The sequence below is a fragment of the Pantoea sp. RIT-PI-b genome (assembly GCF_001187905.1).
Classification (GTDB): domain Bacteria; phylum Pseudomonadota; class Gammaproteobacteria; order Enterobacterales; family Enterobacteriaceae; genus Pantoea; species Pantoea nemavictus.
In genome coordinates this window covers 93,488-111,052 of sequence record NZ_LGIS01000026.1, presented here as the reverse complement: position 1 = coordinate 111,052, position 17,565 = coordinate 93,488, and the positions used below count along the sequence as shown (strand labels likewise).

Genomic DNA, 17,565 nt, shown 5'->3' with positions numbered 1-17,565 from the left:
ACTATGGCAAACTTTCGTTTTAGTGCCCGCCTGCGTCAGACGCTGGCGCTGGCTGTGCTGGCCGGTTGCGTATTTGGCGCGCAGGCAAAGATTGATCAGGTGCGTTTCGCGGTTGATCCCACCTACCCTCCTTTCGAATCCAAAACGCCGCAAGGCAAACTGGTCGGTTTTGATATCGATCTCGGCAATGCGCTGTGCGCGCAGATGCAAGCCAAGTGCGTGTGGGTGGAGAGCCAGTTCGACGGCATGATTCCGGCCTTGAAGGCGCGTAAGTTCGATGCCATTTTGTCTGATATGGGCATCACTGAAGAACGTCTTAAGCAAATCGATTTCACCGTGCCGCTCTATGACACCCATACCCAACTGATTGCGCGTAAGGGTTCTGGCCTACTGCCAACCGCTGAATCGCTAAAAGGCAAAACCGTGGGCGTGGAGCAAGGCACTGTTCAGGAACGTTACGCGCTCGCCAAATGGCAGCCGCATGGCGTGCAGGTTGTGCCTTATGGCGATCAGGCGCAGGTGGAGAGCGATTTAATCTCTGGCCGGCTTGATGCAGTGTTTACTGACGCTGCGCAGGCTGCTATCGGCTTCCTGAAACATCCGCAGGGTAAAGACTTTGAACTGGCGGGCCCGATTGTGCAGGATCCGATCATCGGTCCGGGTACTGCGATTGGGTTGCGTAAAGGCGATGCCGAACTGAAAACCGCGCTGGACAATGCTTTTGCCGAGATCAAAAAGAACGGCACCTTCGACAAAATCCAGAAACAGTACTTCGCCACTGACATCTCCATTCAGCAGTAACCTTTTGGGCGGCTTTTGTGCCGCCCTTTTCCAGTCGGCACTATAATTCCAATCATCTGATTAAATAGGCGCGATTGAAACGTGCCGTGAGCAAGGACATCGAAAGCGTTATGCAACAACAACATCATCCTCTACTCAGCGCCTCACTGGGCACGCAACGCGAAATTGTTAGCTTTCACTTCGGCACGGATTCGCAGCAACGCGTCTACATCCAGGCAGCGTTGCATGGCGACGAGCTGCCGGGCATGGCGGTGGCGTGGTATTTGAAGCAGAAGCTGCTGGCGCTTGAGTCTGCTGGACAGCTGAAATCCAAGATCACGCTAGTACCGGTCGCCAATCCTTTGGCGATGGGCCAACACTGGCATGGCAGCCATTTGGGCCGTTTTCATACCTTGTCTGGACAAGACTTTAACCGCCGCTTTCCAGCGTTAGGTGAAGCATTGGTTGAGGAGTTAGCTGATTCACTTACCCAAAGCGAATATGAAAATAAACGGTTGGTCAGGGATGCTATTGACCGTCATTACCGTGACCGCATAGCGCGTACCGAATTGGATGCTCAGCGTTTTACGCTGATGCGCATGGCGAGCCAGGCAGATCTGATGATTGATTTGCACTGCGACTGGGATGCGTTGCCACACCTTTATACCACGCCGCACGCATGGCCAGATATTGAACCGCTGGCGCGTTGGCTGGGTAGCGAAGTGCAATTGCTGGCACAGATTTCGGGCGGTGAGCCATTTGATGAAGCATGTTGTGAGCCGTGGTTGACTCTGGCTAAACGATTTGGCGATAAGTTTCCTATGCCGCGGGGATTACTGCCGGTGACGTTGGAACTACGTGGTGTTGCGGATGTATCGCCTGAGATGGCGGAGAAGGATGCAGATGCAATTATCAGTGCGCTAATTGAGAGCGGCTATATTGCAGGTGAAGTGGGCGAATCCCCTGCCCTGATCAATCCAGCGACTGCATTGGCAGGTTGTGAGTACATCCATGCGGCACAATCGGGATTGGTGTTGTATCGCCGTAAGTTGGGTGAATGGATCAAGGCCGGTGAAGTGGTGGCAGAGATTGTTGATCCAATTACTGATCAGGTGATGCCGCTGGTAGCAGAGTATGGTGGCGTACTATATGCGAGAAATTTAACCAAGTTTGTGACGGCTGGGATGTTGGTAGTTAGGCTGGCTGGTGAGAATGCGGGGAGGCGTGGGGAGTTGTTGGTGGGGTGAAAGAACCGGCCTTAATAGGCCGGTTTGATTATAATTAGTGCCGATTACGATAGCCTTTAACTATAATTCGACCAAGAACAATTGATGAGCCTAACACTCCACCAAGAATAAGCGCGAATAATACTGTTAACGTTTTTTTAGGACTATCGCGTCTTAATGGGAGATCAGCCTTAGCAATGTAACGGAAAGATTGCAAATTATCAGTTTGAATCTTTACATGAGTTACTGCCAGCAATGCACGTTCAGCATTATAATAATCGCCGTCAAAATCTAAGGGCTTAGTCGCTTCATTAACGATCATTGCATTCAATGCATCACTACCTAAAAGGTAAAGAGTATCATCTGATAAATATTCAGCCTGATTGAGTTGCGATTTATTTATTCCAGATTGCCTTGCAATTCTCAATGCCTGATTAATAACATCAATACGATGTTGTTTCTTGTTAATAGCAATCTGTTTATGCGCATCGAGAATGTTTGTAAGTTCTTTTGCTTTAACACTAAGGTTTTTTTTAAGATCTAATCCATAATCATCCACAACATCTTCATTAATAGCCGAAATATATTTCGTCAACTGTTCTTGTGACTGGCGTGCTGTTTCCGAAACAAATGAGATTACTAGAGAATCATTGCTTCCTTTGTTAACCTGATCAATACGCAATGTTAAGGGTTTTTCAAGATTAGCCAGAGAACCTGATAATGCACTCATCGACGAATTAAATCTCGTAAACATCTGATTTTGCAAGTCAGTAATTGAAGGCTTATCCTGTGGATTCTGAGCGTAAAGTGTACTTAGTGTGGCATTATAATTAGCAACTTGTCCTGCAGAAGGGAGAGTCACTATCGCTTTTGACGTCCACTTTTCTTTTACTACGCTTAGATAGACAAGACACAATGCGAAAGTAAGAACCATGGTAGCCAGAATAATTAGCTTACCTTTCCATAGTTGCACTATAATTTCAATTAAATCGAATTCGTTATCATTATTATATAGTGTTTGCTGTGAGATAGAGCTATCAGAATTGAGACTTTCACTTTCTTTCATATATAAAAACACTCACAAAAATCAAGAGACTCATAAAAAAGCATCTCTCATCACTGAGAGATGCTTAATATAATTAATCTAACCACTCGGTGTGGAATACACCATCTTTATCAATGCGCTTGTATGTATGGGCACCGAAGTAGTCACGCTGAGCCTGAATCAGATTGGCTGGCAGAACTTCCGAGCGATAGCTGTCGTAATAAGCAATCGCAGCTGAGAAGGTAGGCGTTGGAATCCCATTTTGAATTGCATAAGACACGACATCACGCAGCGCTTGCTGGTATTCATCAGCGATGTTCTTGAAATAAGGATCCAGCAACAAGTTTGCGATATCAGCATCTGTAGCATAAGCATCAGTAATTTTCTGCAAGAACTGAGCACGGATAATGCAACCCGCCCGGAAGATTTTGGCGATTTCGCCATAGTGCAGATTCCACTCGTTCTCTTCTGATGCAGCACGTAACTGAGAGAAGCCCTGAGCGTAAGAAACGATTTTGCCTAAGTAAAGAGCACGACGTACTTTCTCTACGAACTCTGCTTTATCACCAGTGAATGCTTTAGCTTGTGGACCGCTCAGTACTTTAGAAGCAGCAACACGCTGAGACTTCAATGAAGAGAGGTAGCGTGCAAACACCGATTCGGTGATCAGAGACAGCGGCTCACCTAAATCCAGTGAACTTTGGCTGGTCCACTTGCCCGTACCTTTATTTGCGGCTTCATCAAGAATGACATCAACCAAATATTTTCCATCTTCATCTTTCTTGGTGAAGATATCTTTAGTGATATCGATTAGATAGCTGCTCAGCTCGCCGTTGTTCCAGTCAGTAAAGGTTTCAGCCAACTCTTCGTTGGTAAGACCCAATGCACCTTTTAACAGAGCATAGGCTTCAGCAATGAGCTGCATATCGCCATATTCGATGCCGTTATGCACCATCTTCACGTAGTGGCCAGCACCATTTGGACCGATATAAGCAACACAAGCTTCACCGTCTTCTGCACGGGCAGCAATTTTATCCAGGATTGGAGCAACCAGCTCATAAGCCTCTTTCTGACCGCCTGGCATGATTGATGGACCTTTTAAAGCTCCTTCTTCACCACCGGAAACGCCGGTGCCAATGAAGTTGAACCCTTGATCTGACAACTCTTTATTACGGCGAATAGTGTCTTTATAGAAGGTATTACCGCCGTCGATTAAAATGTCACCTTTATCGAGATGGGGGGTCAGAGAAGCAATAGTCTTATCTGTAGCTTCACCCGCCTGCACCATCAACAAGATGCGACGTGGTTTTTCAAGCGATTCAACGAACTCTTCAACAGTGTAAAAAGGCGCGAGTTTTTTGCCTGAATTCTCAGCAATGACTTCATCGGTCTTCTCACGCGAGCGGTTGAAGATTGAAACGGTATAGCCACGGCTTTCGATGTTAAGAGCCAAGTTACGGCCCATTACAGCCATTCCTACAACGCCGATTTGTTGCTTAGACATTACATACTCCTGTCAGATGTGTTAGCTGCGCATTTTTATTAGCAGCACAAAAGTACTTCGATGTTAACCCACTAAAGATGACACTGGATAGCCTAAGATGCTAAGCACGATTTGTTTGGATAAATGTCAAGCACCAGAAGAGAAAGGAAACATAGCCAAATAACTTATCCACAATACCATTGTGGAAATGATTTGGCATAATCAGGGTCAAAAGGCCCTTCCTTAACCTCAAGCATTAACGCGCGATCCGAGATACACTCGACGCTATGAATATCCCCTGGATGGAATTCAACTAAACTAATACCCGTTTTGGGACCGGCATTAAACGACTTTAATATTCCGCCATTCGAATCGTATAAAGTTATCTCCAGCTCTCCTTCTAATACACTGAATAACTCCCATTGATGGGGTAATTCGTGATAGTGGGGCTCGACATAGCTTCCTTTAACAAGAGCAATGAGTAATTTTTGCACCTTGTCCTTATGAGAATGATGGAGAAGAAGATGGGAACGTTTTCTTTCAGACTTCAATGCATTATCGAATATAGTACTAATTGTGGCATCATCAAAGATTTTCATTGTTCTTCTCTAAACTATGTTCAATTATATCTGCAGCAGAAGAAACCGAAAACTGTTCATTTAAAAGATTGAATGCCGCAATTCCTTTGCACTTGCGTAATTCAACATCTTCTAATAGTTTAACTGCCGACTGAAAAAGCAATTCATCTTCACCATTTAGGTGAATGAAACCTGCTTGAGCATCATTTACAACACCTTCCAAATCATTTCCTGCATTAATACTCCCGAGAATAGGCAAACTTTCGACCATATAACCTAGTAATTTACCCGGGAAATTGAAAGCAGTATGATTAGCAGCAAGGGAAAACAATCCTACATCCACTTCAGAAAGAATAGATTTGAAAACAGATTGATTTACCGAAGGCAAATAAGTGAAATTTTTAAGTGACCATTCCTTTGCGAGGTCATTAATTAAAGAAACTTCATCACCCTGACCAAGATATAAAAAATGTGCCTGCTGATATTTCTCCATGTTAAGAGTTAAGCGCATTAGATTAGCCATATCTTGAGCATGACCAATATTACCGCCATAGAAAAAAATGACTTTATCAGTTAGTTCTAATGACTGTCGAATTGAGACATAATCTTTAGATCGAGTTTTAAAAGGTGCGACTTCAGCCCAATTCCTGAGTATTTCACACCTGAGATTTGGGTTGATTTTATTAAAAAGCGTAAGATTGTTTTCTGACATTACACCAATGCTATCAGCATTAGTGTATGACTTCATTTCAAAGTGACGGAAGTATTTTTCAATCAGAGAGCCACTTTTTATCATGCCCGCGTCGATTGCCCACTGAGGAAACATGTCGCGCAATACCAAATAAGACCTGCATTGACAACGTTGTTTGATTTTTTTGACCAAGCCACCCCAAAACACAGATGGAGAATAATAAACAATTCCGTCGAAAGTATTGGCTTTAATCAGATGACGAACAGCTTTCCAAGCTCGAAGGGATAGTAGCGTTTCGTTTACACCACGAGTCAAATAGCTAACATCTTTAATCGGCCCATTTTTGAAACTCCAGACTGCCACGCCATCTAAAGAATCAATAACGAGATCTTCATGCTGCTCGGCTTTAGGGGTTATAACAGTGACATGGTGTCCGCGTTTAATAAATTCCAGAGCGAGCTCATGGAACATCTTTGCGCCGACACGAGTACTTTCAGGTAGATAATCATCGATGATTAAAGCCAAATTCATTAATATTTTTTCCAGACAACTCGCTTTATGTAATCCGTATAGGAGTGAACAATTCGCACAATCTTATCTGACACATTTGGCATACTGTAATCATTAACCTGCCGAAGCAGCCTCTCCTCACCACGGGGCTGAGTTTCTAATACCGCGAGAGCTTGTAAAACACGATCAGTTTCGAGTCCAACCATCATTACTGATGCTTCCTCAAAACCTTCTGGACGCTCATGAGCTTCGCGAATATTGAGTGCAGGGAAGTTCATAATAGATGACTCTTCCGTAATTGTTCCACTATCTGAAAGTACTGCTCGAGAATTTTTTTGCAAATGATTGTAATCATGAAAACCTAATGGTTTTAACAATTGGATGTTTTCATGGAATAAAATACCATTTTGCTCAATACGATTCCGGGTTCGAGGGTGCGTGGAAACGATTACCGGTAATTGATATTTCTCCGCAATGGTATTAAGAATGTCTGCTAGTTTAACCAATTGTTCAGGGGCATCAACATTTTCTTCACGATGAGCACTAACGACAAAAAAATCGTTTTTCTTTAAACCAAGACGATTAAGTACATCAGAACCATCTATTTGTGGCATGTAATGATTCAACACTTCAAACATCGGGCTGCCAGTCTTAATGATACGATCGGCAGGTAATCCCTCTGCGAGGAGGTATTCTCTGGCAATGTCACTATACGTTAAATTCACATCTGCCGTGTGATCAACTATTCGACGATTAGTCTCTTCGGGGACGCGCTGATCGAAACATCTATTACCCGCTTCCATGTGAAAAATAGGAATTTTACGACGTTTCGCAGCGATAGCTGAAATACATGAGTTTGTATCGCCTAAAACCAGCATGGCTTCAGGTTCAACTTCAGCAAAAACCTCATCGACTTTAATAATAACCTGCCCAATAGTTTCAGCTGCATTTTTACCCGCAGCATTTAGAAAATAATCGGGTTTTCTGACATTTAAATCATTGAAAAAAACTTCGTTTAACTCGTAATCATAATTTTGTCCAGTATGGACTAAGATATGATCACAATATAAATCCAGTTTAGCAAGAACGCGGGAAAGTCTAATAATTTCCGGGCGAGTGCCTACCACTGAGACTATTTTTAATTTTTTCATAAGGGTCTCTTATAACGAAGAAGCTATTGTATCCGGATTTTGAGGATCAAAATTTTCATTAGCCCATACGATTGCAATTAATTCATCATCACCGATATTTGTCACATCATGAGACCAACCAGGTATAGTCTCCACTATCATTGAGTGAGCTTTACTAGTGGTTAATTCGTAATATTCATTTGTAATTAAATGACGAAATCTAAATTTAGCCGTACCTTGAACAACTAGGAATTTTTCAGTTTTACTATGATGGTAGTGACCGCCGCGAGTCACACCAGGATGTGCAGTAAAATATGATATCTGCCCTGAAATATCTGTTTTTAAGACTTCAACAAAGCGCCCCCGATCATCCTCGTGCTCCTTAATAGAATAAGAAAATTTTTCTGCAGGAAGGTAACTGACATAAGTAGAATATAGGGCTCTTAGAAATCCAGTTCCAACTTGTTCAGTAATAAGTGTTTCGCGACTGTGCTTAAATTTATTAAGAGTATCCGCAAGTTTCCCTACTGTTGTAGAGTAGATGGGATGTATATCTAAAAACAAATTATCACTAACTTCATTTTCGCCATTCATAGTTTTAAGAAAAACTGATATCACATCATCTATATAAACTAAATTAAAGGTATGCGCACTGTTGTCAATTTTTAAAGGCAGATCGTTTACAATGTTATGACAGAATGTTGCAACAACTGAATTATAATTAGGCTTAGCCCATTTACCAAAAACACCAGGAAGACGACAGATATAGATAGGAATTTCAAATTCTTCTCTTAGCTGTAACAATATATTTTCTGCTTCTCGTTTCGAACGGCCGTAAGGAGTATCCACCTCTGCATGTATTGAAGAAGCGAATAACAATGGGATTTTACGTCCTGTTGTTTCAGCAATAGTTGCTAAATATGAATGCAAGCTTTTTGCAAGGCCAACATTACCAACAATAAATTCGTCAGGATTTTGCGGTCGATTAATTCCTGCGAGGTGAAAAACAAAGTCTACGTCCTGCAATAATGATAATAATTCTTGATCATTTTGTTCACGACTGAAAGTGACAACGGTAACTTGCTTTGTTTCAGCAAGACGAACAGACAGGTTTTTACCGATAAAACCTTCAGAACCTGTAATCAGAACTTTCACTGATTATTCCTCCGGGTCCGCGTGTTCGCCGAGTGTAATTTTACGCATGAATTCAAGTTTCAATAGTAGTTTGGTCATACCTTCAACATCCAAACGCTGCGTATTATGAGAGTTGTACTCTTCACCACAAAGTGCATCCGTCATTTTTTGCTCGCCTTCTTCAACGAATTTTGCATAGTTCAAATCTCGTGTATCGGCAGGAACTCGGAAATAATCCCCCATATCTTCCGCACAAGCTCGCTCTTCCTTGCCTAGTAACGACTCAAATAACTTTTCTCCATGGCGCGATCCAATAATACTTACCTGATGTTCCGGCTTATGCATTAAATTCAAAATTGCTTTGGTGAGTGTTTCAACTGTTGCAGCAGGCGCTTTCTGTACAAAAATGTCCCCGTTATTACCATGTTCGAATGCATAAAGCACTAAATCAACAGCATCGGCTAAAGTCATCATGAAGCGAGTCATGCTCGGTTCAGTAATGGTTATTGTCTTCCCCTGCTGTACTTGTTGTACAAATAGTGGAATTACAGACCCTCTTGAGGCCATCACATTCCCATAACGCGTACCGCAAATGACGGTATCTGTTCCTTCAAGATTACGACTAGCCGCAACCATAACTTTTTCCATCATAGCCTTACTAATGCCCATAGCATTAATAGGATATACGGCCTTATCTGTGCTTAAACAAACTACACGTTTAACACCAGCTGAAATAGCACAATTTAGAACATTTTCTGTACCTAAAACATTAGTGCGCACAGCTTGCATTGGGTGAAATTCACAGGAAGGGACTTGCTTAAGGGCAGCAGCATGAAAAACATAATCAACTCCTCTTATAGCTGCTGCTATACTTTTTTCGTCACGAACATCACCCAGATAAAACTTAAGCTTACTGCTGTTATATTTTTTCCGCATATCATCTTGTTTTTTCTCATCACGACTAAATATACGAATTTCACCAATATCTGTATCCAAAAATCGCTTTAATACCGCATTACCAAACGAACCCGTCCCACCAGTAATCAATAACACTTTCGACTTAAACATATAGACTCTCACCTATTACTAAAATTTTAAAATGTATGCTTATTTCAATTTAAATCATCGTATTCGCGATCAGCTAACCAACCGTGTTATGACGCTATTTTTCTGAAATGATTTTGAGATACATCTCCGCTCGTTGTTTAGCATCAGGTAGTTTTTTGTGGACATCAAACATGAGATTGCATTTACTTATAATTTGGTCTGGTTTTTCAAAAGCGGCAGTGATCGTAGTAGCCATATCTTTTGGATCTAGCGGATTAAAATAAAACGCCCCCTCTCCACAAATCGTTTTTGAAAAACCGCGATTGGAAGTAAAAATCGGTTTTCTCATGATTCCTGCCTCAATATAAGAAGCACTAAAACATTCTAATAAGGTAGGTAATAAAACAGCATCTGAGTAAGAATATAATGCTGGGCATTGTTTGTTTTCTACATTGCCGACCAATATAAACCTGGATTTTTTTTCTTCGCTTAGACCTTCAATAAAAGATTTTTCCAACGTTAATACGAACTTATAATGATTTGGTAAAAGCTCTAATAAATCAAATATAACACTAAGGTTTTTATGTGGATAATTGTATGAAACCGTTAAAAGCCAAATATCTCCTGCAATTTTCTTTGGCAACCGTTCAATGATTTTCTCATCAAGAACGTAATCGCGGGTGAAATAAGAACTTACAGAGTTGGATACAACAAACACCTTGTTCATTTCAAAACCTAACTTGCTATACAAATGTTCTTTCACATCATTAGTTTCAACCACTATTTTTGTTGCATTCAGTCTATAATAATAGGGTTGCAAATATTTAAGAATTATTTTTTTTACTTTTTGGATTAAAGTTAATTTTTTGAAAACTTGCGAGGAATTATATATTAGCCAAGGTAATGCAAAACCTACCGTATGGTTTTTAACTTTAGGTGTCCAGTAACTTGGGCCAAATACTGTAAAAACAGCATCGATATTATACTCTTGAACCATTTTATTTAGCAATTTACGCGACGAGAAATTAAATAAACCTGAAGGCGTTTTTTTAATAATCAGGCACTTCTTTTTTGCCGATTCAGTAAGTTGAGAATATATTGGTGGGGAAACGGCAGCGATAAAATCCAAATCCATTAAAGTGAACTCTTCAATTACTGACATGCCAACCTGCATGCCCCCTCCGACATATAAGTTACTTGCGTTGATCATAAGCATTATTGATTACTCAACTTCCAATGTAAGTAAACGGCTTTGGCACGTGCCGCGTCATCAGTGCTATTGGAGAATATTTGTATTATAGAATTTGCGTATGGGATATATTGCTCCCGGAAATATTCATTCATAGTGAAACGTATGAAACTGACGCTTAATATTGCAATAAAAGTTGAACCGATGATTATCCTATTAGCATAAATATTATTAACTTTTAACGAATAGCTAAAGCATATAAGCATTGCGGGTACGAAATACTCATCATAGCGTGATGATATTGTACCAAATGGTAAGAAATAGATATCCACTAATAACATGGTTAAAAACATAACATCTAAAGTTTTAATAATGGAAAAACTAATTTCCTTGGCCTGACAATAAGTTAATATTTTATTTCTGTTATAAATAAAATAAATGTAAATTATTATTTTAAAAAGCAAGTTAAAAGTGATGCCACTATTTTCATTATTATTGAGGGCATACCATGCGATCTTAGAGAAATATGGACCTCCTATTAACACATTACCAATATTAATAAGTTCTTTCACTGGGTAGATATTGATGAAAGTAAGTAAGACTCCTAATAAAAACAATCCCCTTCCAACTTTCAAAAAATAGTTTGAAATAAACAATGGAAGTACAATCAATGGCAGAAGAGAGATGTGAAGTACAGAACCGATAACACACCATAGATAAAATAAGTACCTTCGCCCCTTCAAATAATCATAAATTGCTATATAAAACAATGCAACTGCTAATATTTGGCGTAACGCTTCAACATTAAAACCGAAAGAAATAATAAAATAACTGCAAAAAACTAAAACAGGATATGGTGAAAATCGATGAGCAAAACGTGCAATTGATATCACAATAGCCAATGTAATCATTGAAACAAAAACCCAAAAGTTAAGCAATAAACTACTTAACCACGAAATCATCTTATAACCAGGCTCAATAGCTAGGGTGTTTCTTACACCCCGATAATCATCATAATAAAACAGCCAATCGACACCAATTTTGTATCGCAATCCCAAAAACACAAAGATGATTATAGCTGAAATAAATAGTAAATTTTTTTTATGAGAACGACAAAGAACATCTAATAGAATTAAACATATTATCAAAATTAAAAACAGATAGTATTCAACCATTATTAATCACTTAATTTATGATGCAGCTTAATTTTGAATAAAAGAGCGATAGTTACTAATGCAATACAAATTTTAACCAAGACCGATTGTAAAACTGACATATTTAATTCAATATATTTTGTAAGATAATACACCATAATTAAACCTAAAAAATAATAAACAACAAACTTAAAACTTATTAAGTTATTCGCTGTTATATATTTAGATGATACATAATGTAATAATGTTAATATCAAATATGAAAATACCGTGGCCCATGCTGAACCAATGATCCCAAACATAGGTATAAGTAAATAATTAAAGCCTATATTTATCATAACGGCAATCAACGTTGCTATCGAAATTATTATCGTTCTTTTCTTATAAAATATGAAATTAACAAATATCAAGTATAGATGAATCAAAGAATTACCTATAATAATTATAGGCAGAACATCAGCCCCCGAATAATACGTCTTATCTGCAAATATTAATATCATTTCTTTTGAAAACAATATTACAATAGTACTAATGACAAAAATAATTATTGTGCTTGCCTTAGTAATTTGTAATATAGTCGATGTGTCTTTTTTTTCTATACACTTATATAATCTTGGTTGCCATGAAGAATTCCATGCCATGATTAAAACCAGAATACCGGCCCCAAGATTGTATGCAAATGAATATATACCAGCTGCCGATGCCCCAAGAATATTATTAATAATGATTCTGTCAGCCTGTGAAAGCAATGAGTTAGAAAGAACGTGTATAATCAACGGTATTGAGAATACTAATGCTTCTTTTAGATAATTTATTTTAAAAACACCAATACTTAAATCCCTAAGCCGCCTAAACAGACAAATCAAAATAAAACTGGTCACAACTAGTTGAGCATATATTTTTGACATATATTGCTGTTGTGTCATAACATATGCAAAAATAAAAATCAAAAAAATCTCTGATATTTTCGATATCATATTTATTTTAACATACGCACTGCTTTGCCTTGATGCCTGCAAATAACATGTATATATGTATAAATAACTAAGCATCATGCAAATAACTATTACCCAGATAAAATCTTTTGGATCAATGCCCAAAATTAATGAAATGGGATTGGATAACAATGGGCTAAGCAATAAAATTATTATTTGAAAAGGAAATAGGAACAAAATGATAGTCTTAAAATAGTCACTAAACCCTTCTGAAACAAGCATATATCTATTTGTAATTGCATTTTGAAGGTTAAGGCTGACAAAAACATAAACTATCATTATTGCTGTGTTTATTATTGATAACTTGCCATATTCTTCTGGGCTAAGAACTCTCGAAAGCAATGGTAGTGAAATAAATAAAAATCCTTTTACAAATAAATCACCCAGCGCATAGTTAGCAAAGTCACGAATTGTTTTATTTTTCATATATTCTTAAGTGAATCCACATAAGAGTTAATTTGAATAGCACTATTATTTTCTACGTTATACTCAAAGACCCCATTTCTAAGCTTTGGATAATCTTCTTCCATTTTAGATATCGCAAACTTTAAATCTTTAGCATCGTGAGATTTAAATACAATCCCATTTTTATTATTTATCAAATCTTTATGGCATCCTACCCGATCGCTCACAATTACAGGTAATCCTGCAGACAAAGCTTCTTCAACCACTAACCCCCACGGTTCTGATATTGAGGGCAAAACAAAAACATCACATTCATTAAGTAAAGTACGCAACTTATTATTGTGAATATAACCTTTGAAATTTATATTTCCCTTAGCAATTTTTTTTAACTCTTTTTCTTGAGGTCCATCACCTACAATAGTTAATGGCAAATTTAGCTCGTTGAAAACCTCAACAAGTAAATGTAAATTTTTTTCCTCCGAAAGTCGACCTACATACACATAATTCAATTTATGAACAAGGTTATCTTTACATATTCCTATTCGGGGAAATACCTTATTAGCTATCCCTACCCCATGTGTATAAAAAACCTGGCCACGAAAGCTCATGCTTTTTAAAATTTCATTTTGTAAAAAACCTGAAGGGTAAGCATAACTCATTCTATTTAAATAAATTCGTTTTAATAAACCAACACTACCTTTAACATTACTTTCATTGATACTACTTTCGATAGCAACAGCATTTTTTTTTAATTCAGTAAGTAGCGATATAAAAAAAAGCTCTTTTATTTCCCATCCAGGGAAAAGTATTCTTTTATAGCGAATTTTTCTAATCTCACGCCAAACTTTAAAAAAAACCTTAAGTGCATTTCGTTCTTCATAACAAGCTTCGCTTAAGAATTCATGATCAAATTTCATATTGTAATTGTAAAAATCATCATTCCTTATTTTTGATGATTTTGAGATAAAAAAAACTTTTATTTTTATTTTTTTTGATATTTCTTCAAATAGATTAACTTTATAAAATGCTGGTACATTTGTAATTATTATTAAATCATACTCATTCATTCCGTGCCCCCTTAATTAACTGCATCCATTGTGCAATAATGACATCAGATTTAAATCTATTTATACTTGATGGACCCAATTCACTCATTTTTTTCTGCAGTTCTTTATCCAACATGAGCCGGGTCATTTCATTTGCAAGAATTTTAACATTTTCTGGCTCAACCAAAATACCATTACCTTGATTAAGTATTGTTTTCGGTCCCGCAGGACAGTTAAAACTGATACATGCCAGACCATACGAAAGCGCCTCAACTAGCACCATTCCCAGCCCCTCATATCTAGAACTTAATACAAAAACCCTTGAGTCATTATAATATTTACTTATGTTGTTTGTGAAAGGTAATATTTGTATATTTTGCAAATTATGTTCTTTTATATACAACGATAACTTTTCATATTCTTCACCATCACCGACTATTTTTAACGTCCACCCAGGTAAATTAATATATCTCCAGGCTTCTATCAGTAAGTCAAATCCTTTCTGATACGTTAACCGACCTACCGCTAAAACAGTTTTACTTCGACTATCAAATTCACAAACACTTATTGGTTGTTCAACAATATTTGCAATGACAAAGTGTTTGCCTGTTGGTAACCATTTATACTTCCTTTCATCTTCACTCGTCAAACTAACCACAGCCTGAATCTTTTTATAAAGAAATTTTCTTACTAAGCGAAGAACTGGACTAATTACATCATACTCAAAATGCTCTATTGCTATTATATTTTTATAGCCGCTTTTATTTGCGAGAACAGACATTTTTACGTCAGAAGATATTGCTATCACTTGATTTGATTTTTTTATTTCCTTTATTTTTTTACTTTTATTTTTAATATAAATTAAATCGAAGCACAAACCTTTAAAAAGATTAAAATTCCTATTAAACATACTTACTTCATAATTATTACTGATTACTTCTAAAGTAACTTTATCTGAAACTTTAAACGGCAGACTCTCATTTGATTGATAAAGGCTTATAATCTTCACTGGGTATATGGATGACAGAGCATTTGCCAGAGTTATTGTTACTCTTTCTATACCACCTTTGGATGATACATCACCAAGAAGGAAGTGGAGTTCCATACTACTTGAAGAATTGCCTAAATACTCTTTCACTATTATTCTTATCCTTATGAAGATTTATTATTTCGCATATTTCTTTTCTTTTATATTCAAACCTGTCATTTCCAGATAATAATTTATCTAGTTCATCTAATAGTGCATGCAAGGTATCCACATGAGCTCCAGGCATCCAAAAACTAACCGGTTCCAATGTAAAACCGCCGCGGCTTGAACTATATGCCTCTACGTCTGGTATTAAGAATACCATTGGTCTATTTAACATCATGAAATCAAAATAGGCAGACGAGTAATCGCTAATAAGTATATTAGCTCGTGCCATTAAATGATTTACGTCCATATCATGTTTTCTTAATATTGAGGTCGTCATTAAGGTGATGTTTGTACCAAAATCAATGTTGACTAAAGCTTTTTCCTCGTATGGGTGTAATTTAATAACAAGATGAGCATTGTTTTCCATTAAAAATCGATTAATAATTTCTAATTCAAAATCATCGACTCTCAAAAAATTATCACAATTAATTCCCTTTCCATCAGAGTAATTTAACGCCTCTTGATTCTCACGAAATGTTGGCATATAAAGTATGATTTTTTTGTTTTTGTTTATACTTTCAAATATACCATTTGATTTAATCAAATCAAAAAGATAATCATTCCTGGGTTGTCCCGTAATGAATACATTATTAGCTTTTTCCCTAAAGCATGCTGATATAATTGATCTCATTAATTCAGATGAAGCGATACGATAAGAAGAGTAATCCTCCATTCCTTCATGATCATATTCACCTAAGTAGCATATTTTCTTCAAAGGCATACCATGCCATAAACTTATATAACTTTGATTAGCACTCTTAATACCAATCATTTCATTATGAGTTGTGACAATATACTTAGCCGTAACATATTCTTTTAATGCAGATAATGAACCACTATTTACTACCGTGGCATCAATAGGTAATTTCGTACTATCGTCAGTAATCCATACGAGTTTATATTTATCCTTATGATTAATATTAATATATTCATAGAGCGCACGTGCATTCCCGCTAAAATCAGGTCTGCTTTTAAATACAACTTTAGTATTGTTTTTGGGAATTAAATAATTAATTAAAGACAGGACCCGTTTGACTAACCTGACCATTCTTTTTTTTAGAATCATTTTCTTCCTGACCTAACGACTTCTATGATTTCAGTTGTTGAAATTGATGGCGTTCTAGGCAAGTATACTACTCTGCATTCATCCTTTACCCAATCAAACCGGCCCTCCCAATCATCACCCATAACTAAAACATCTGCTTTATACTTTCTAATATAATCTAATTTTTCTTCTAGCGACTCTTCAATAAAAACTTCGCTTACAAACTTAATGCACTCAATTATTTTAACTCGATCTGCTTCTGAATAAATTGGCAACTTATTTTTCTTACTAAAGTTCAACTTGTCTGATGAAACTCCGACTATTAACTCTTCGCCATATTGCGCTGCTCTTTCTAAAATATTGACATGTCCGATATGGAAAACATCAAATGTTCCAAATGTTATTACTCTCGTCATTTCAACCTCATTTATAGTAATGGTTACATATATTCAGAATCTTATTAATGAGAAACATCATATAAAACATAATTAATCCGACCTAGATTAATATTGACATCACATAAAATTCTTTTTTCATATTCTTTACTGTTAGTTTTGACTTATCATTTTAAATCACTTGCAATCCGAAAATTATAATCCAAAAAAATCAAATCTAACTTATTATACTTTTAATTTTAGAGTGATAAAAACTCACAATTCATATGAACTTTAAGCTTTCTTCAACTAATGCCTAAAATTGACACACATTAACTCCAGAAAATACCTACCCGATCTTTTTGTTCTTATTATTTAAGCTAAATATTCTTAGTTTCATTTAACTTAAAATAACACGCTACCGCCCCTGGGTCACAGCTCCCACATAGCTGAAATACAAAGCAAAATTTAGTGATGAACTATACCTCCACACACTGCTATCGTGATCTATAACTGTATTTTATTACAGCCTTCAACA

The 17,565-nt window shown here is 37.3% G+C and carries 16 protein-coding genes; 2 read left to right on the top strand and 14 right to left on the bottom strand.

Translation table 11 applies throughout. The annotated features are described in order from the left end of the window. Positions 1-3: 3 nt before the first annotated feature. Both AC790_RS16565 and AC790_RS16560 read left to right on the top strand, forming a co-directional pair. Positions 4-801: an ABC transporter substrate-binding protein gene (locus AC790_RS16565; RefSeq protein ID WP_049852475.1), complete on the top strand. Its 798-nt coding sequence runs from the start codon at positions 4-6 to the stop codon at positions 799-801. Positions 802-911: 110 nt separating this feature from the next. Continuing rightward, positions 912-2,027, top strand: coding sequence for a succinylglutamate desuccinylase/aspartoacylase family protein (locus tag AC790_RS16560; RefSeq protein ID WP_049852474.1), 1,116 nt, complete (start codon positions 912-914; stop codon positions 2,025-2,027). Positions 2,028-2,061: 34 nt separating this feature from the next. On the opposite strand, the gene wzzB is transcribed toward AC790_RS16560, so the two are convergent. The 14 genes from wzzB to AC790_RS16490 form a co-directional block, all read right to left on the bottom strand. Then, positions 2,062-3,072: an LPS O-antigen chain length determinant protein WzzB gene (wzzB, locus tag AC790_RS16555; RefSeq protein WP_049852473.1), complete on the bottom strand. Its 1,011-nt coding sequence runs from the start codon at positions 3,070-3,072 to the stop codon at positions 2,062-2,064. 73 nt (positions 3,073-3,145) lie between these two features. Further along, positions 3,146-4,555, bottom strand: coding sequence for an NADP-dependent phosphogluconate dehydrogenase (gene gndA / locus AC790_RS16550; protein ID WP_049852472.1), 1,410 nt, complete (start codon positions 4,553-4,555; stop codon positions 3,146-3,148). 164 nt (positions 4,556-4,719) lie between these two features. After that, the gene (locus AC790_RS16545; RefSeq protein ID WP_049852471.1) at positions 4,720-5,133 is read right to left on the bottom strand and encodes a WbuC family cupin fold metalloprotein; all 414 of its coding nucleotides are present in this window, start codon (positions 5,131-5,133) and stop codon (positions 4,720-4,722) included. After that, entirely contained in the window at positions 5,120-6,334 is a 1,215-nt protein-coding gene (locus AC790_RS16540) for a glycosyltransferase family 4 protein (RefSeq protein WP_049852470.1), read from the bottom strand. Before AC790_RS16540 ends, AC790_RS16545 begins: the two co-directional genes overlap by 14 nt. Next, a complete protein-coding gene (wecB, locus tag AC790_RS16535; protein WP_049852469.1) occupies positions 6,334-7,464 on the bottom strand; it encodes a non-hydrolyzing UDP-N-acetylglucosamine 2-epimerase in 1,131 nt (376 codons plus the stop codon). The genes AC790_RS16540 and wecB overlap by 1 nt, the downstream gene beginning before the upstream one ends. Before the next feature lie 9 nt (positions 7,465-7,473). After that, on the bottom strand, positions 7,474-8,598 hold the full coding sequence (locus AC790_RS16530; RefSeq protein ID WP_049852468.1) for an NAD-dependent epimerase/dehydratase family protein: 1,125 nt from the start codon (positions 8,596-8,598) through the stop codon (positions 7,474-7,476). A 3-nt stretch (positions 8,599-8,601) separates the two neighbouring features. After that, on the bottom strand, positions 8,602-9,645 hold the full coding sequence (locus AC790_RS16525; RefSeq protein ID WP_049852467.1) for a polysaccharide biosynthesis protein: 1,044 nt from the start codon (positions 9,643-9,645) through the stop codon (positions 8,602-8,604). A gap of 94 nt (positions 9,646-9,739) precedes the next feature. After that, entirely contained in the window at positions 9,740-10,798 is a 1,059-nt protein-coding gene (locus AC790_RS16520) for a glycosyltransferase (protein ID WP_161804882.1), read from the bottom strand. A 41-nt stretch (positions 10,799-10,839) separates the two neighbouring features. Continuing rightward, on the bottom strand, positions 10,840-11,988 hold the full coding sequence (locus AC790_RS16515; RefSeq protein WP_049852465.1) for an EpsG family protein: 1,149 nt from the start codon (positions 11,986-11,988) through the stop codon (positions 10,840-10,842). 2 nt (positions 11,989-11,990) lie between these two features. Then, positions 11,991-13,388, bottom strand: coding sequence for a lipopolysaccharide biosynthesis protein (locus AC790_RS16510; protein ID WP_049852464.1), 1,398 nt, complete (start codon positions 13,386-13,388; stop codon positions 11,991-11,993). Continuing rightward, on the bottom strand, positions 13,385-14,434 hold the full coding sequence (locus tag AC790_RS16505; protein WP_049852463.1) for a glycosyltransferase: 1,050 nt from the start codon (positions 14,432-14,434) through the stop codon (positions 13,385-13,387). The genes AC790_RS16510 and AC790_RS16505 overlap by 4 nt, the downstream gene beginning before the upstream one ends. Continuing rightward, on the bottom strand, positions 14,427-15,551 hold the full coding sequence (locus tag AC790_RS16500) for a glycosyltransferase family 4 protein (RefSeq protein WP_235440745.1): 1,125 nt from the start codon (positions 15,549-15,551) through the stop codon (positions 14,427-14,429). The genes AC790_RS16505 and AC790_RS16500 overlap by 8 nt, the downstream gene beginning before the upstream one ends. Then, a complete protein-coding gene (locus AC790_RS16495) occupies positions 15,520-16,674 on the bottom strand; it encodes a CDP-glycerol glycerophosphotransferase family protein (RefSeq protein WP_049852461.1) in 1,155 nt (384 codons plus the stop codon). Before AC790_RS16495 ends, AC790_RS16500 begins: the two co-directional genes overlap by 32 nt. Beyond that, positions 16,671-17,069, bottom strand: a complete 399-nt coding sequence (locus AC790_RS16490; protein ID WP_049852460.1) for an adenylyltransferase/cytidyltransferase family protein — start codon at positions 17,067-17,069, stop codon at positions 16,671-16,673. Before AC790_RS16490 ends, AC790_RS16495 begins: the two co-directional genes overlap by 4 nt. Between the last annotated feature and the right edge of the window lie 496 nt (positions 17,070-17,565).

Bases quoted from the DNA above. Each gene is read 5' to 3' on its own strand.
- AC790_RS16545 (WP_049852471.1), bottom strand. From the start codon at position 5,133: ATGAAAATCTTTGATGATGCCACAATTAGTACTATATTCGATAATGCA.
- AC790_RS16565 (WP_049852475.1), top strand. From the start codon at position 4: ATGGCAAACTTTCGTTTTAGTGCCCGCCTGCGTCAGACGCTGGCGCTG.
- wzzB (WP_049852473.1), bottom strand. From the start codon at position 3,072: ATGAAAGAAAGTGAAAGTCTCAATTCTGATAGCTCTATCTCACAGCAA.
- AC790_RS16490 (WP_049852460.1), bottom strand. From the start codon at position 17,069: ATGACGAGAGTAATAACATTTGGAACATTTGATGTTTTCCATATCGGA.
- AC790_RS16495 (WP_049852461.1), bottom strand. From the start codon at position 16,674: ATGATTCTAAAAAAAAGAATGGTCAGGTTAGTCAAACGGGTCCTGTCT.
- AC790_RS16525 (WP_049852467.1), bottom strand. From the start codon at position 9,645: ATGTTTAAGTCGAAAGTGTTATTGATTACTGGTGGGACGGGTTCGTTT.
- AC790_RS16520 (WP_161804882.1), bottom strand. From the start codon at position 10,798: ATGCAGGTTGGCATGTCAGTAATTGAAGAGTTCACTTTAATGGATTTG.
- AC790_RS16540 (WP_049852470.1), bottom strand. From the start codon at position 6,334: ATGAATTTGGCTTTAATCATCGATGATTATCTACCTGAAAGTACTCGT.
- AC790_RS16515 (WP_049852465.1), bottom strand. From the start codon at position 11,988: ATGGTTGAATACTATCTGTTTTTAATTTTGATAATATGTTTAATTCTA.
- AC790_RS16505 (WP_049852463.1), bottom strand. From the start codon at position 14,434: ATGAATGAGTATGATTTAATAATAATTACAAATGTACCAGCATTTTAT.
- gndA (WP_049852472.1), bottom strand. From the start codon at position 4,555: ATGTCTAAGCAACAAATCGGCGTTGTAGGAATGGCTGTAATGGGCCGT.
- AC790_RS16560 (WP_049852474.1), top strand. From the start codon at position 912: ATGCAACAACAACATCATCCTCTACTCAGCGCCTCACTGGGCACGCAA.
- AC790_RS16510 (WP_049852464.1), bottom strand. From the start codon at position 13,388: ATGAAAAATAAAACAATTCGTGACTTTGCTAACTATGCGCTGGGTGAT.
- wecB (WP_049852469.1), bottom strand. From the start codon at position 7,464: ATGAAAAAATTAAAAATAGTCTCAGTGGTAGGCACTCGCCCGGAAATT.